The sequence below is a fragment of the Pseudovibrio sp. Tun.PSC04-5.I4 genome (assembly GCF_900104145.1).
GTDB lineage: Bacteria > Pseudomonadota > Alphaproteobacteria > Rhizobiales > Stappiaceae > Pseudovibrio.
In genome coordinates this window covers 2,731,902-2,745,097 of the sequence record NZ_FNLB01000006.1, presented here as the reverse complement: position 1 = coordinate 2,745,097, position 13,196 = coordinate 2,731,902, and the positions used below count along the sequence as shown (strand labels likewise).

Annotated in this window: 11 protein-coding genes and 1 riboswitch; of the genes, 3 read left to right on the top strand and 8 right to left on the bottom strand. The window is 50.4% G+C overall.

The window, feature by feature from the left end; genetic code table 11:
* Nucleotides 1-104: 104 nt before the first annotated feature.
* The 3 genes from BLS62_RS18040 (at nt 105) to lpdA (ending at nt 6,156) form a co-directional block, all read left to right on the top strand.
* On the top strand, nt 105-3,074 hold the full coding sequence (locus BLS62_RS18040; protein WP_093183521.1) for a 2-oxoglutarate dehydrogenase E1 component: 2,970 nt from the start codon (nt 105-107) through the stop codon (nt 3,072-3,074).
* Between the two features lie 66 nt (nt 3,075-3,140).
* The gene (odhB, locus tag BLS62_RS18035; protein ID WP_093183519.1) at nt 3,141-4,649 is read left to right on the top strand and encodes a 2-oxoglutarate dehydrogenase complex dihydrolipoyllysine-residue succinyltransferase; all 1,509 of its coding nucleotides are present in this window, start codon (nt 3,141-3,143) and stop codon (nt 4,647-4,649) included.
* Nucleotides 4,650-4,752: 103 nt separating this feature from the next.
* Nucleotides 4,753-6,156: a dihydrolipoyl dehydrogenase gene (gene lpdA / locus BLS62_RS18030; protein WP_093183517.1), complete on the top strand. Its 1,404-nt coding sequence runs from the start codon at nt 4,753-4,755 to the stop codon at nt 6,154-6,156.
* A 54-nt stretch (nt 6,157-6,210) separates the two neighbouring features.
* Here the strand turns inward: lpdA and BLS62_RS18025 are convergent, their stop codons facing one another.
* The 8 genes from BLS62_RS18025 to fsa all read right to left on the bottom strand — a co-directional run bounded on the left by BLS62_RS18025 (nt 6,211) and on the right by fsa (nt 13,068).
* Nucleotides 6,211-6,990: a glycosyltransferase family 25 protein gene (locus tag BLS62_RS18025; protein ID WP_093183515.1), complete on the bottom strand. Its 780-nt coding sequence runs from the start codon at nt 6,988-6,990 to the stop codon at nt 6,211-6,213.
* Between the two features lie 60 nt (nt 6,991-7,050).
* Entirely contained in the window at nt 7,051-7,485 is a 435-nt protein-coding gene (locus BLS62_RS18020; RefSeq protein ID WP_208990940.1) for a hypothetical protein, read from the bottom strand.
* Between the two features lie 79 nt (nt 7,486-7,564).
* A complete protein-coding gene (gene thiE, locus BLS62_RS18015) occupies nt 7,565-8,206 on the bottom strand; it encodes a thiamine phosphate synthase (RefSeq protein ID WP_093183511.1) in 642 nt (213 codons plus the stop codon).
* The gene (gene thiM / locus BLS62_RS18010) at nt 8,190-9,002 is read right to left on the bottom strand and encodes a hydroxyethylthiazole kinase (protein WP_093183509.1); all 813 of its coding nucleotides are present in this window, start codon (nt 9,000-9,002) and stop codon (nt 8,190-8,192) included. The genes thiE and thiM overlap by 17 nt, the downstream gene beginning before the upstream one ends.
* Before the next feature lie 72 nt (nt 9,003-9,074).
* Nucleotides 9,075-9,179, bottom strand: a riboswitch (TPP riboswitch).
* A 59-nt stretch (nt 9,180-9,238) separates the two neighbouring features.
* The gene (locus tag BLS62_RS18005; RefSeq protein ID WP_093183507.1) at nt 9,239-10,198 is read right to left on the bottom strand and encodes a tyrosine recombinase XerC; all 960 of its coding nucleotides are present in this window, start codon (nt 10,196-10,198) and stop codon (nt 9,239-9,241) included.
* Between the two features lie 81 nt (nt 10,199-10,279).
* Nucleotides 10,280-11,365: a phospholipase D-like domain-containing protein gene (locus BLS62_RS18000; RefSeq protein ID WP_093183505.1), complete on the bottom strand. Its 1,086-nt coding sequence runs from the start codon at nt 11,363-11,365 to the stop codon at nt 10,280-10,282.
* 82 nt (nt 11,366-11,447) lie between these two features.
* Complete coding sequence (locus BLS62_RS17995) at nt 11,448-12,182, bottom strand: endonuclease (protein WP_093183503.1); 735 nt, start codon at nt 12,180-12,182, stop codon at nt 11,448-11,450.
* 232 nt (nt 12,183-12,414) lie between these two features.
* A complete protein-coding gene (fsa, locus tag BLS62_RS17990; protein ID WP_093183501.1) occupies nt 12,415-13,068 on the bottom strand; it encodes a fructose-6-phosphate aldolase in 654 nt (217 codons plus the stop codon).
* Nucleotides 13,069-13,196 lie beyond the last annotated feature (128 nt).

Sequence of the window (13,196 nt, the reverse complement as noted above, 5' to 3'; positions counted from 1 at the left end):
GCAGTAAGTCCCCAGACTTGTTGTCAGTCGCGGGACCCAGGGGTACGTGGTGTTTGACACCCGCCCAAAGAAAGTAGGGCGGACCAAAAGTCCGCTTAAAAACGATGGCTCAGCAGGACGTGAACAAAGTATTCGCGCTGACGTCGTTCCTATACGGCGCCAACGCTCCTTATATTGAAGAGCTGTATGCTCAATATCAGGAAAATCCCAATTCACTCGACCAAGAGTGGAGGGAATTCTTTTCATCACTTCAAGACAATCCAGAGGATGTGATTAAGGAAGCTCGTGGAGCATCCTGGAAACGATCAGACTGGCCTATTCCCGAAGGTGGTGAGCTTGTTTCTGCACTCGATGGTGATTGGCCATTAGAGCAAGTTGTCAGCAAAAAAGTTAAATCCAATGCCTTGAAAAATGGTGTTGAGCTGACCGAAGATCAGGTGATGCAAGCGACCCGCGATAGTGTTCGCGCGATCATGATGATCCGTGCGTACCGTATGCGCGGCCATTTGCACGCTGATCTTGACCCGCTCCGCCTTGCCGTTCCTGGTGACCACGAAGAGTTGCATCCCGCGACCTATGGCTTCTCCGAGCAGGACTGGGATCGGAAGATCTTCCTGGACAACGTGTTGGGCATGGAATTCGCCAACATCCGCGAGATGTTGGAAATTCTGAAGCGAACCTACTGTTCTACGCTTGGCGTGGAATTTATGCATATCTCTGACCCGGCTGCAAAGTCTTGGCTTCAGGAACGCATCGAAGGTCCCGACAAACAGGTTGCCTTTACGCCAGAAGGTAAAAAAGCCATCCTTAACAAGCTTGTCGAAGCCGAAGGTTTTGAGAAGTTCCTCGATGTTAAGTACACCGGCACCAAGCGCTTCGGCCTTGATGGTGGTGAAGCCCTTATTCCGGCGCTTGAGCAGATCATTAAGCGTGGTGGTGCTCTTGGCGTTAAAGACATCGTTCTGGGCATGGCACACCGTGGCCGTCTGAACGTTCTGTCTCAGGTGATGGGTAAACCACACCGTGCAATCTTCCACGAATTCAAGGGCGGGTCTTACGCTCCTGATGATGTAGAAGGTTCGGGTGATGTGAAGTACCATCTTGGGGCTTCTTCTGATCGTTCATTCGATAACAACAACGTTCACCTGTCTTTGACTGCAAACCCATCTCACCTTGAGATCGTAAACCCGGTTGTTCTGGGTAAGGCGCGCGCAAAGCAAGATCAGTTCGCTGCTTGGAAAGAAACAACAGAAGTAGAGCGTGACAACGTTCTGCCACTGCTTCTCCATGGCGATGCTGCGTTTGCGGGGCAGGGTGTTGTTGCTGAATGTTTCGGTCTGTCCGCTCTGCGCGGTCACCGCACTGGTGGTTCGATCCATGTGATCATCAACAACCAGATTGGCTTTACAACCAACCCGCGTTTCTCACGGTCTTCACCGTATCCATCTGATGCTGCTAAAGTTATTGAAGCTCCGATCTTCCATGCCAATGGTGATGACCCGGAAGCTGTTACTTTCGCGGCTAAGATTGCAACGGAATACCGCCAGAAGTTCGGACGTCCGGTCGTTATCGACATCATCTGTTACCGCCGCTTTGGCCATAACGAAGGTGATGAGCCTGCCTTTACGCAGCCGATCATGTACCGCAAGATCCGCAAACATGCGACAACCCTTCAGATCTATGCTGACAAGCTGGTCAAAGAAGGTTTGATGACTGTTGAGGACGTCGATAAGGCGAAAGCTGATTGGCGCGCGCATCTGGATCGCGAATTCGAGACCGGCCAGACTTACAAGCCAAACAAAGCTGATTGGCTTGATGGTCGTTGGGCTAAAATGAAGATCGCCAAGGAAACCGACGAGCCACGCCGTGGTTCCACTGGTCTTCCTATGGATGAGCTGAAGGAACTTGGTCAAAGGTTGACCAATGTGCCGGATGACTTCAACGCACACCGTACAATCCGACGCTTCATGAACAACCGTGCCAAAATGATCGAAACCGGCGAAGGTATCGATTGGGCAATGGGTGAGGCCATGGCATTTGGCGCACTTCTGAAAGAAGGTCGTGCCATTCGATTGTCCGGTCAGGATTGTGAACGTGGTACGTTCTCCCAGCGTCATTCTGTTCTGTACGATCAGGAAGACGAAGCACGCTACATCCCACTGAATCACGTTGGTGAAAAGCAGGGCCGTTACGAAGTCATCAACTCCATGCTTTCAGAAGAAGCGGTGTTGGGCTTTGAATACGGTTACTCGCTGACAGAACCAAACGCGTTGACAGTTTGGGAAGCACAGTTTGGTGATTTCGCTAACGGCGCACAGGTGTTGTTTGACCAGTTCATCTCCTCAGGTGAGCGCAAATGGCTTCGCATGTCCGGCTTGGTTTGTCTGTTGCCACATGGCTATGAAGGTCAGGGCCCTGAACACTCTTCTGCTCGCCTTGAACGCTTCTTGCAGATGTGCGCAGAAGATAACATGCAGGTTGCGAACTGTACGACACCAGCGAACTACTACCATATTCTTCGCCGTCAGTTGAAACGTGACATTCGTAAGCCACTCATTCTGATGACACCTAAGTCTTTGCTGCGCCATAAGCGTGCAGTGTCCAAACTGGAAGACTTTAGTGCAGAAGAAAGCTTCCACCGCCTTTTGCATGATGACGCTCAGACCAATCCAGGTTCGACTGTTGAGCTTAAAAAGGACGAAGACATCCGCCGCGTTGTTCTGTGTACCGGTAAAGTCTACTACGACTTGCTGGAAGAGCGTGAAAAACGAAACATCAATGATGTTTACATCCTGCGTGTAGAGCAGTTGTATCCATTCCCGACCAAATCACTTTGCGTCGAAATGGGCCGCTTCAAAAATGCAGATGTCGTCTGGTGTCAGGAAGAGCCTAAGAACATGGGCTCCTGGTTCTTCATTCAACAATACATTGAATGGGTTCTGGAGCATGTGAATGCAAAAGTGCATCGCCCACGTTACGTTGGCCGTCCACCTTCCGCAGCAACTGCAACTGGCTTGATGTCAAAGCATTTGGCACAGTTACAAGCATTTCTTGACGATGCATTCGCCGAGTAAATACATCGTAATCAGGTGAAGTCCGACAGGCCTTTTAGGGGCCCTGAAACGAAAAGAGATAGAGACATGGCGACGGAAATTCGAGTGCCCGTACTGGGTGAATCCGTAACCGAAGCAACAATCGCTCAATGGTTTAAGAAGCCGGGCGATGCGGTGAATGTAGACGAGCCACTGGTTGAGCTTGAAACAGATAAGGTAACAGTTGAAGTGCCTGCGTCTGTATCCGGCAGACTGGACAGCATTGATGTTAAAGAAGGCGAAACTGTCGAAGTTGGGGCTCTCTTGGGCTCAATCTTGGAAGGTGCCGCTGGTGCTGTATCCGCTCCTGCTGCAAAAGCCGCACCAACAGCAAAGGCAGCTCCTGCAGCTGCCGTTGAAACTGTTGAAGTGTTGGTTCCGCAAGCTGGTGAAAGCGTGACCGAAGCTGAAGTTGGCGAATGGTCTGTTAAAGTTGGCGATACGGTTAAAGCTGACCAAATCCTCGTTGAGCTGGAAACAGATAAAGCTGCGCAGGAAGTTCCAAGCCCTGTATCCGGTACTGTCGTTGAAATTGCACAGGCAACTGGCGCGACTGTAGAACCGGGCAACTTGCTCTGTAAAATCGCCAAGGGTGAAGGCGCTGCTGTTGCAGCTTCTGCGCCTGCAGTGGCAGCTCCAGCGCCAGCCGTTTCCAGCACAAACATGCCAGCAGCTCCGTCTGCAGCAAAGATGATGGCTGAGAAAGGCTTGTCTGCTGGTCAGGTTGCCGGCTTCGGCAAACGCGGTCAGGTTCTGAAGGGCGACGTTCTTGCAGCACTTGCTGCGGGCGCGAATGCTACTCCAGCTCCTGCAGCTGCACCGGTCGCTGTTCGTGCAGTATCGGCTCCAACTGACGAAGTTCGCGAAGAGCGTGTTCGCATGACCAGGCTGCGCCAGACTATCGCGCGCCGCCTGAAAGATGCACAGAACGCAGCGGCTATGCTGACCACTTACAACGAAGTGGACATGAAGCCGATCATGGACCTGCGCAAGCAGTACAAGGATATTTTTGAGAAGAAGCACGGCGTAAAGCTTGGCTTCATGGGCTTCTTCACCAAAGCAATCACCCATGCTCTTAAAGAAATTCCAACTTTAAACGCTGAGATTGACGGCACTGACATTATCTACAAAAACTACGCACACATCGGCGTTGCTGTTGGCACACCGAAGGGTCTCGTGGTTCCTGTGGTTCGCGATGCAGACCAGATGTCTATTGCTGAGATCGAAAAAGAAATCGGCAATCTCGGTCGTAAGGGTCGGGACGGCAAACTTTCCATGGCGGATATGCAGGGTGGCACATTTACCGTTTCTAATGGCGGTGTTTACGGTTCCCTGATGTCTTCTCCAATCCTGAATGCACCGCAGTCCGGTATCCTCGGCATGCACAAAATTCAGGAGCGCCCAGTTGCAATCAACGGTCAGGTGGAAATCCGTCCGATGATGTATCTGGCCCTGTCCTACGATCACCGTATCGTGGACGGCAAGGAAGCGGTGACGTTCCTTGTTCGCGTTAAAGAGAGCCTTGAAGATCCTCAACGTCTGATTTTGGACCTTTAATATAAACGTGCCCGGCACAGTCCGGGCACATTTGCTTTAGGTGGAGATTGGCGCACAAATCGGTTGTTGCAGCCTTCTCCCTTCTACAAATAGGGATTTGCAAATGTCCTACGATCTCGTTGTTATTGGAACAGGCCCTGGCGGTTATGTTTGTGCGATCAAAGCGGCTCAACTCGGCATGAAAGTTGCTGTTGTTGAAAAGCGCAAGACGCATGGTGGCACCTGCCTGAATATCGGCTGTATCCCATCCAAAGCCTTGCTACACGCCTCAGAAATGTTTGAGGAAGCAAATCACAACTTTGAAACCCTCGGCATTAAAACTTCCAAGCCAAAAGTGGACTGGAAGGTAATGCTGGCGCACAAAGACAAAGTGATCGACGGCAATGTAACTGGCATCGATTACCTCTTCAAAAAGAACAAGATCGACGCCCATATGGGAACAGGTCGCGTTCTTGGTGCTGGCAAGGTTGAAGTTAAGGCCGAAGATGGGTCCACTTCTATCGTCGAGACCAAAAACATCGTTATCGCAACTGGTTCTGATGTCATGCCTCTACCGGGCATAGAACTCGACGAAAAAACAATTGTCTCTTCAACTGGTGCGCTTGAGCTGGAAAAAGTTCCAAACCGCATGGTTGTTGTCGGCGCAGGCGTGATTGGTCTTGAGCTGGGGTCAGTTTACGCCCGTTTAGGTACTCAGGTTACCTTTGTTGAGTTCATGGACAAGATCCTTGGCCCAATGGATGCTGACGTTTCCAAGCAGTTCCAGCGTATGCTTAAGAAGCAGGGCCTGACCTTCAAGCTGTCTTCCAAAGTAACCGGCGTTCAGAAAAAAGGCCGTGCACTTGAAGTCACTGTTGAGCCAGCTGCAGGTGAAGCTGCTGCTGTTACGCTGGAAGCAGATGTTGTTCTCGTCGCCATTGGTCGCCGCCCATACACAGAGGGCCTTGGTCTTGCTGAAGCGGGTGTTGAGCTGGACGAACGTGGCCGTGTGAAAACGGATGGGCATTATAAAACCAACGTAGACGGTGTCTACGCAATTGGTGATGTGATTGTGGGTCCTATGCTCGCGCATAAAGCTGAAGATGAAGGCGTTGCCCTTGCTGAGATGCTTTCTGGGCAGGCTGGACACGTCAACTACGATGTCATCCCAGGTGTTGTTTACACATCCCCTGAAGTTGCAAGCGTTGGCAAAACTGAAGAAGAACTGAAAGCTGCTGGTGTTAAGTACAAGTCTGGCAAGTTCCCATTCTCAGCGAATGGCCGCGCCAAGGCGACGCTTCACACGGATGGTTTCGTAAAAGTTCTGGCTGATGCGGACACAGATCGCGTTCTCGGAGTTCATATTGTCGGCCACGGCGCTGGGGAGATGATCCACGAAGCATGTGTTCTGATGGAATTTGGCGGATCCTCCGAGGATCTGGGTCGTACATGTCATGCGCACCCAACAATGTCCGAAGCAGTAAAAGAAGCTGCTATGGCAACATTTTCTAAGCCGATTCATATGTAATCTGGAAATTCCGTATAACGAGAAAGCCGCGTCAGGAAACTGAAGCGGCTTTTTTCAGTTTCTGAAAAGTTTATATTCAGCGTATCGCTTTTGCAGGCTCCATTTGGTTCTGTAAAGCAGGCGAGTAATAAGCTGTCGTACGCTAGGCTCTACTTCCCTCTTTTTTTCAGAAATATTTGCAGAAATTGTTGAACTGAAAATGTTGGTCTGCGTTGAGGATTGTGCGATAGCAACGGGAAAGGGGAGAGCTGCGTAAATAGGAACACCATGATCGTAAGATCTGTCATACATCGTATCAATAGGCGCTTGAAAGGTATTGCAGTAGGGGATCAGTTTATTTGTGGCTCGTTTGGTGATTACGTATGCGACAGTTCCGGTGAGGCCCTGTGCACATTTTACAATCGAAAGCCGGTCATTTAGCGTTTGTACCGTCATACTCTTCCCAACACGACCTCCATAAAGCCTGAGCATATCAATTTCGGTAAAATCTATAGACTCAAGCAGTTTTGGGATGTCGCTTTTGATGCTGATATCATCTTCAAAAATTACATATGCATCAGAGTTGTTATCATCAAGGAGTCGTTGCCAAAGTGAGATGTGGCTCATTCCGCATGCAATTTCCGATTTGGATAAACCTCGTCCAATTTGTGAAATTGTACGGTCCGGATCGTATTGGTAATCGCAGCGATCAAGTGTTTGAGGAGTAACAGCTTCAAACACCTCGATTGGGATAGCCCATTTTTCACACTGAGAAAGAATATTATTACGTCTTTCAATGTGATCTACCAGATTTACTGCAAAATAACGAAATCGCATTTTCTTACCGTTTGGCATTTTCTATTTACGCATGCATAAATAGAAAATACTCTTCCTGACTAGACGGTGGTTACAATATCATTCACTCTGCACTAAAATATAGCTGCGTGTCTTTGTTTGGATTGTCGGGTCATGGCTTTCAGTGCGAACGTAAGCTTGAATTCTCTGCCCCATAGGTCGAAGTTCAACATGTTGTGCTTTGAAAAAACCGCCAAATCTGAACGTCAAAACACCACTGAAACTCAATTGTCCGGGGGCCCAACCCCATTTGCAATCTCGTGGAGAGCAACTTGTGTAAACTCGGGCTCTCACTGCAAGTTTATCGTCAATGCAGTAGCCTTCGACTTCAACTGAAGTCAGTTCATTGAGAGCGGCTTTGGGGTTCTCCCAATTACCCAGCTCAAGCATTTCCGATTTTCGAATTTCGCAGGCTTGCTGAGCTTCGGCTACTGAAGCATAAGGCACAAAACCGCCAAGTAACATGCAAGCTAGTGTTATCTGTCTCAGTGTCATGACTAAAAGCTCCCCGCCTAGTCCTCTCATATATCAATGTAGATAGGCTCAGCGAGGAGTAAATGCGTGTTTTTTCCTATCACCTAAGGTCTTTTGCTGAAGCAATGATAGATCTAAGTTCTTTCGTTGCCTCAGAAACATCTGAAGCCCCACAAATTGCTGAAATCACTGCCACACCATCTGAGCCACTCGCGATAACTTCACCTGCATTGGCAAGGGAGATTCCCCCAATGCCCACAACAGGGAGTTTGGCTTGTTCAGATAGGTGGCAAAAGTTCTGCATTCCAACATCCGCAGCATCGTCCTTGCTGTTTGTTGGGTAGCAAGCGCCAATGCCAAGGTAATCACAGGCTTCAATGTTTGCTGAATCTAACTGACCCTGAGTGCTTACAGATAAACCGAGGAACTTGTCCGGGCCTATCAACTCGCGTACCTTGGTTGCATCCATGTCGTCTTGCCCAACATGTACACCATCCGCATCAACTGCGAGAGCGACGTCAACACGATCATTGATGATCAGCGGCACATTCAGCGGCTTCAGGGCCGCCATCAGCCGTTCTGCCAGCTGGATTTGATCACGCGTGGTGCCGGTCTTATCGCGCAGCTGCACAACAGTGGCCCCGCTTTTGGCAGAAGCAACAGCCACATCAACGGGGTCTTGTCCGGGACAGTCTTGTGGCCCCAGAACCAGATAGACTGAAAGATCAAGCAACGGCTTCATGCATTTTCACTCGCGCTGTCGTTTCAATAATGTCGTTGTTCAATTGGTAAAGGCCGTTAATGATGTCTAGTTGCAAGCTTGCGGGACCAGCCGTTTCCTTCGCCGCAATTTCCCCAACAACACCGAGGTAAACCATTGCGTGAATAGCTGCATCAAAGGGGTCGTCGCAAACTGCTAAAGTCGCGCCTGTGAGCGCCGTAGCCGTGCAACCAAGTCCGGTGACATAAGGCATCATGGCATCGCCGTTTTCAACCTGCGCAGTCCGCTTGCCATCCGTGATGAAATCAATAGGGCCGGAAACAACCACAACAGCACCAGTGTGTTTTGCTAAACTCTTCGCGCTGGCAAGTGCCGCATCGGAACTATCGGTGCTATCAACGCCTTTGCCTCCACTGCCTTGTCCTGCTAACGCCATGATTTCAGAAGCATTCCCGCGAATAACACTAGGCTTGTTCTCAAGCAGCTCAATAGCCAGTTTTGTACGGAAGGTGAGGGCACCAACGGCTACAGGATCCAGCACCCAAGGTCGGCCAGCTTTGTGCGCGGCGGCTGTTGCCAACTTCATAGCTTCTGCTTGAGCAGGGGTGACAGTTCCCACATTCACCACAAGCGCGCCTGCCACGCTCGCTAGCTCTGGTGCTTCTTCAGGTCCATCAACCATGGCAGGGGAAGCGCCCAGTGCAAGTAGGGCATTGGCCGTGGTGTTCGCGACTACAATATTCGTCATATTGTGAACGAGTGGACTGTTTTCACGAATAGCAGAAAGAGTTGCGCAAGCGCTTTCGACAGGACCCATATTTTCCTCGGTCTTGTTAGGCGAAAGAGAGCAATTGTTCCAAGGCTTTGTGCGGCTTTAGGATTACCGAACCAGAACATATTGTGAGTGCTCCCTTCGCTGGCATTATCCAGATCAGGTTCATCGAGTATAATCTCAGCCCCAGCATAGCTGCTGTAGGCACCCCGTTTCACGTCTCAAACCCTAGGGGATCTCCCTCATGAGATCAAGCAGGTGATCGTGCGTGAGCTACACTATCAACGACGAGGATGTGCTTTGTCGTAGGCGTCCAGCAGGCGAGCGCTGTTCACTTCCGTATAGATTTGCGTGGTTGAAAGGCTAGCGTGGCCCAGCAGTTCCTGAATGCTTCGCAAATCTCCGCCCTCAGAAAGCAGATGCGTCGCAAAGGAATGGCGCAGAGCATGAGGTGTTGCTGTATCCGGCAAACCAAGAGCGCCGCGGATCTTCTGCATGGCCAGCTGAATCATCCGTGCATTCAACGGACCACCTCTAACCCCCCGGAATAATGAGGAGTTTGCCGAAAGGTCAAAGGGACATTGCTCTTTGTAGGCGTCGATGGCCTCGACGACGATAGGCAGAACCGGAACGATCCGCTCTTTGTTGCCCTTTCCACGAATGCGAATGGACTTATCGCCACCTTTAGGTGCGGATGCCGGAGTAAGTGAAAGTGCCTCAGAAATACGTAATCCACACCCGTAAAGTATTGTAAACACAGCTGCATTGCGGGTTTCCACCCAAGGCGTGTCCTCAAAGGAAAGGTCACTGCTGACGATCGCCTTGGCTTCCTCAACTGGAATAGGCTTTGGCAAGCTACGTGGAATACGCGGAGTACGCACAGCACTTGCTCCAGCAGCATTTACCTCGCCGCGCTCCTCTAGAAATGAGAGGAAGGAGCGGATGCCAGCCAGTCCGCGCGCCAGTGTTCGTGTCTGTGCTCCATCCCGTCGCCGGGTTGCGAGGAAACCGCGAAAGTCGTTTGGTTTCAAGGACTCAAGGTGTTTTATGGCAACCGGTTCCCCTTCATAACTCGTCATGAATTTGAGGAACTGGCGGATGTCGCGTTCATAGGCTTCCAGTGTTCGTTCGGCCAATCGCCGTTCGGAACCGAGATGATCAATCCAGTCTTCAATCGCTGCTGAGATATCTGGTTTGCAGATGATCAGCAGGTTTTCGCCGCTATCTAAGGAATTTGCCATGCGGAAAGTGTAGGGGTGAATCCTAGCGGAATGGTTACCAAATAATAACCATTCACGTATTTGCGTAGCGCAATTCTGGATTTACGTAACCCGGATCTGCTCACCATGGTCATTGATGATCCGGTCAATCTCCTGCCGGGCCGCCAGCGCAAACCGCTTTTGGTTCTCTGTTGGCACTGTGGAATCTCCCAGAACCACGATATTCTCATCGTTAAATCGGTTTGCAGGTCCCGTGTAGTTGAAGCTTCCGACAATCATGACACTATCGTCAATCACCATAAGCTTATGATGCAGCTTGCCTATTTTGCTCGACCCGCGCACGAAATGGAGATCCGCACCCGCATCAGCAAGCGGACGTGTCGCCGCCCAATCCTGTCCACCTTGCCGCGCGTCTAGTGCTCCGCGCACCTTCCGCCCTGCTTCCATCAACAGCAACATGGCATCATCAATGCCGGAGCTTTTGGAGAAGGTGAAAATGGCGAAGTCCACGCGTTCCTTAGCTTTCGTCATCTGTTTGGTGACTTCCATCTCCGGCGCATGGTCTGGGGCAAAACAAACCTTCACCCGGATGTCGTCAACAATCACTTCCTTGGGTGTATTCTCAGTTTCGCCTTCATCAACGCTGTAACGGCCAAATCTCCCCTTCTTTATCTCACGAAATTCCCGCTCAAAGATCTTCGCGACATCCTCGTTTTTGACAATCAGAAGGTGGTTCAGGTTCCGATGTGTGCCGGTTTCTGTGAAGTTCGTGGAGCCTGTAAGCACAGCCGTTCCATCGCGAATGATAAATTTCTGGTGGAATATCCGTGGGTTAAAATCGGTTCGAACCCAAACCTTAGAGCGCAGCAAAGCTGCATGAAGCTGCCGGTTGATCTCGTTTTCAACACGGGGGTCACTTGTATGCGGATCATCAGCAGGTTCATCCACACTTAAGTAATCCGCCTCGGATACCACGCGCACCCGCACGCCGCGCCGCTTTGCGTTGATAATTGCGTTGGTTATGCGTTTATTGTCAATTTCTTGAATGGCTATGTTGAGAGTGGCCTCCGCAGCATCAATAAACGCGATGATCTCATCTTCAAGATCATCCAGGGGATTGTCTGCAGCAGAACCGAGAACATCTCTCGGTCCCACGAGGAATTTCAAGTTGTCTGTCTCAACGGCCATTGTACCCTCCCACTGTCATGCAATGTTACCGCACAGCATTCATTCTGTCCGTACAGGTTTATGAGGGTGGAAGGGCAGGGGTTTAGAAGCCGACAGAGATCAGTGTATTTGAGTTGCCCTGTATCTCCAGAATACGCGCATCACGAAGTTGCTCTTCTTCCGAGACAGGATCTTCATTCATCCAATCGGTAAACATCTCTACTTCATTATCAGTCAACGGCATGTCGTAAGTGGACTGCATGTAAAAATAGATCCGGGCGATATCCCCGCGGGTCGTAACCATTGGCTCGGCCACTTTATTTTTGCGGTCTATCTCGAAATCGCAAGCGCCGTAGGTTCTTTCTTCGCCGGCAATCACTGCCATGCGGAAATTGGAGCGGTCGCCGTTTAACTCACCAACAGCTGGTACCAGATTGTGCAGGTCCGCTTGCATGCGCTTATAGTCCGGGTCAACTTTCGAGCAGCACCGGCGGCCCTTGTAGCTCTTGCCCTTCTTCGTCACACAGGCCGCATTTCCCTCAGTCCAACAAGCTCTGGGCTTGCCAAAACGGGAGGCTGGTACAATGTGTTCCCATTCAATGCGTTTGCCGCGTTTTGCACTCTTGCGCGGTGTGTATCCGCAGCTCTCAGCATCAACCTGCTTTTTGCTGTTGTAAGTGCAACCGCAATAAAACGTCTCGCGGGAATCTTGTGATGGATAGATGTGTTTTTCCAAAAGACGTTTGGCTTGCGAGAAACTTGTTGGCGTTTGAGCTGAAACGCCGGACGCCCAGATAGCAATGAAAAGGGCAATGGGAAGCAAGAGAAGATTGCGCATGAAGATACTTTCTAGGTCACCATCAGAAACTGGCGGGAGAGGGTTAATAATTCCCTGCCAACACTGTTTGACGCGGTGGATACAAGTTTGTGCCGGATAAGTCTGCCTGAATGAATGGGTGTGAACCTTGCGCACTGTGGTTCGGTTGGGGGGAGAAAAGGCAGGTAAAACAAAAGCGCAGACCCGAAGGTCCGCGCTTGATGTCGTCACATAATGCGAATTTGAAAAGAGCTTAAACGATGCTCTGACCGGTCGCAGCCCAGTCCTTCATGAACACTTCCAGACCTTTTTCGGTCAATGGATGCTTCACGAGGCCTTTAAGGGTCGCTGGTGGAATGGTTGCAACGTCAGCACCGACAAGTGCACAATCTTTAACGTGGTTTGCACTACGGATGGATGCAGCAAGAATTTCGGTGCTGAAGCCATAGTTGTCGTAGATCTGACGGATTTCAGCGATGAGATCCATACCTTCAACATTGATGTCATCCAGACGGCCAATGAAGGGAGAGATGAAAGTTGCGCCAGCTTTAGCAGCCAGAAGTGCCTGGTTTGCAGAGAAGCAAAGGGTCACATTGGTCTGGATGCCTTTTTGGGAAAGAACGCGACAAGCTTTCAAACCTTCAAGGGTCAATGGCAGTTTGATGCAGATGTTGTCTGCAATCGCGCCCAGCTCTTCAGCTTCTTTCAGCATACCGGCGGTGTCGGTTGCAACAACCTCAGCAGAAACCGGTCCATCCACAAGCGCGCAGATTTCTGCGATGACTTCTTTCATTGGACGGCCAGATTTCATGATAAGGGATGGGTTAGTTGTAACACCATCGAGAAGGCCGGTTGCAGCCAGCTCTTTAATTTCGTTGGTGTCAGCTGTATCAACGAAGAATTTCATGCCAAAAAGGCTCCTGATTTCCTAACAGCCTCTCGTTGGGTACTGGGAGGCTTTAGGGGGGTGAATTCTGGTATGTGTTTAGCCCAGAGTGCATGGAAACAACAAGAGCAAAACCCGGTAACGCTCAA